Here is a 1,331-nt window from a genome sequence, read left to right as displayed (position 1 = left end):
CAATCAAGTCTACGATGATAATCGCTGGTGGATGCCACAGTATCAGGGAACCGAAAGGAGGGTTTCACTATGTACTACGTTGGCATCGACATTGCCAAACTCAATCACTTCGCTTCTGTTGTTTCTTCAGACGGCGAGGTACTCGTTAAGCCGTTCAAATTTACGAATGACAATGATGGCTTCTGTACGCTGCTCTCTGCTCTCGCATCATACGATCGCGGCAGCCTCATCATTGGTCTTGAATCGACGGCACACTATGCTGACAACCTGGTTGAATTTCTCGTATCTAAACGCTACCAGGTCTGCGTTATCAACCCGATCCAGACTTCCACGATGCGTAAGAACAACATCCGGAAGACGAAGACCGACAAGGTGGATACGTTAGTTATTGCCAGAACTTTAATTGCTCAGCCGCACAGATTCTTCTCGCAGGAGGATATTGACCTCATGCATCTGAAGAACCTCGGCCGTTTCCGGCAGAAGAATATCAAAGAGCGTACCCGGCTAAAAATACAGCTCACAGCCTACGTGGACCGTGTCTTTCCGGAACTCCAGTACTTCTTCAAATCCGGACTTCATCAGAAGACCATTTACGCTCTTCTGAAAGAGGCTCCTACACCTGAACTGGTAGCTTCCATGCACTTGACTCATCTGGCTCATCTGCTCGAGGTTTCCTCCCACGGACACTTCAATAAAGAGCAGGCCAAGGAATTAAGAATTCTGGCACAGAAGTCTGTCGGTTCCAGCGACAGAGCCCTATCCTTACAAGTAACACAGTCTGTGGAGCAGATCGAGTTACTGGACAGGCAGATCACCGACGTCGAATCCGAGATGACTGAAATCATGCTTGGACTTGACTCCGTTATTATGACCATTCCAGGCATCGGATATATCAATGGCGGAATGATCCTGGGCGAGATTGGCGATATTCATCGCTTTTCAAAGCCCTGTCAGCTGCTTGCATTTGCCGGACTGGATCCTTCTGTATATCAGTCCGGAAATTTCAATGCCAGCCACACAAGAATGTCAAAACGTGGCTCCCGGGTTCTCCGGTATGCATTGATCAACGCAGCTCACAATGTAGTTAAGAACAACAACACCTTCAAGGCTTACTACGACGCCAAGATGGCTGAAGGCCGGAACCACTATAATGCTCTGGGGCATTGTGCCGGCAAACTCGTCAGAATCCTTTTTAAGATGCTGACGGATGATGTGGCATTCAATCTTGAGTAAGTTCTAACTCGAGATCATAGTAGATTTTGAAAAGCACCCTTTGGGGAGCTCTGTTAGAGTTACCCTTTTATAGCCACTGATAAAAAAGATAATTTTCT

1 protein-coding gene is annotated in these 1,331 nt (G+C 47.3%); it reads left to right on the top strand.

Annotated elements, in window-relative coordinates; translation table 11 throughout:
• Nucleotides 1-69 precede the first annotated feature (69 nt).
• The gene (locus tag ACK8P7_RS10920) at nt 70-1,233 is read left to right on the top strand and encodes an IS110 family transposase (protein ID WP_410044226.1); all 1,164 of its coding nucleotides are present in this window, start codon (nt 70-72) and stop codon (nt 1,231-1,233) included.
• Nucleotides 1,234-1,331 lie beyond the last annotated feature (98 nt).

Origin of the sequence: Oribacterium sp. P9 (genome assembly GCF_046365365.1) — a bacterium.
In the GTDB taxonomy this organism is placed as follows: domain Bacteria; phylum Bacillota; class Clostridia; order Lachnospirales; family Lachnospiraceae; genus Oribacterium.
Note: the sequence above shows the minus strand (reverse complement) of the source record. Positions and strands in the feature narration are given on the sequence as shown.

Excerpts from the sequence above, each read along its gene's own strand:
- ACK8P7_RS10920 (WP_410044226.1), top strand. The coding sequence starts at position 70 with ATGTACTACGTTGGCATCGACATTGCCAAACTCAATCACTTCGCTTCT.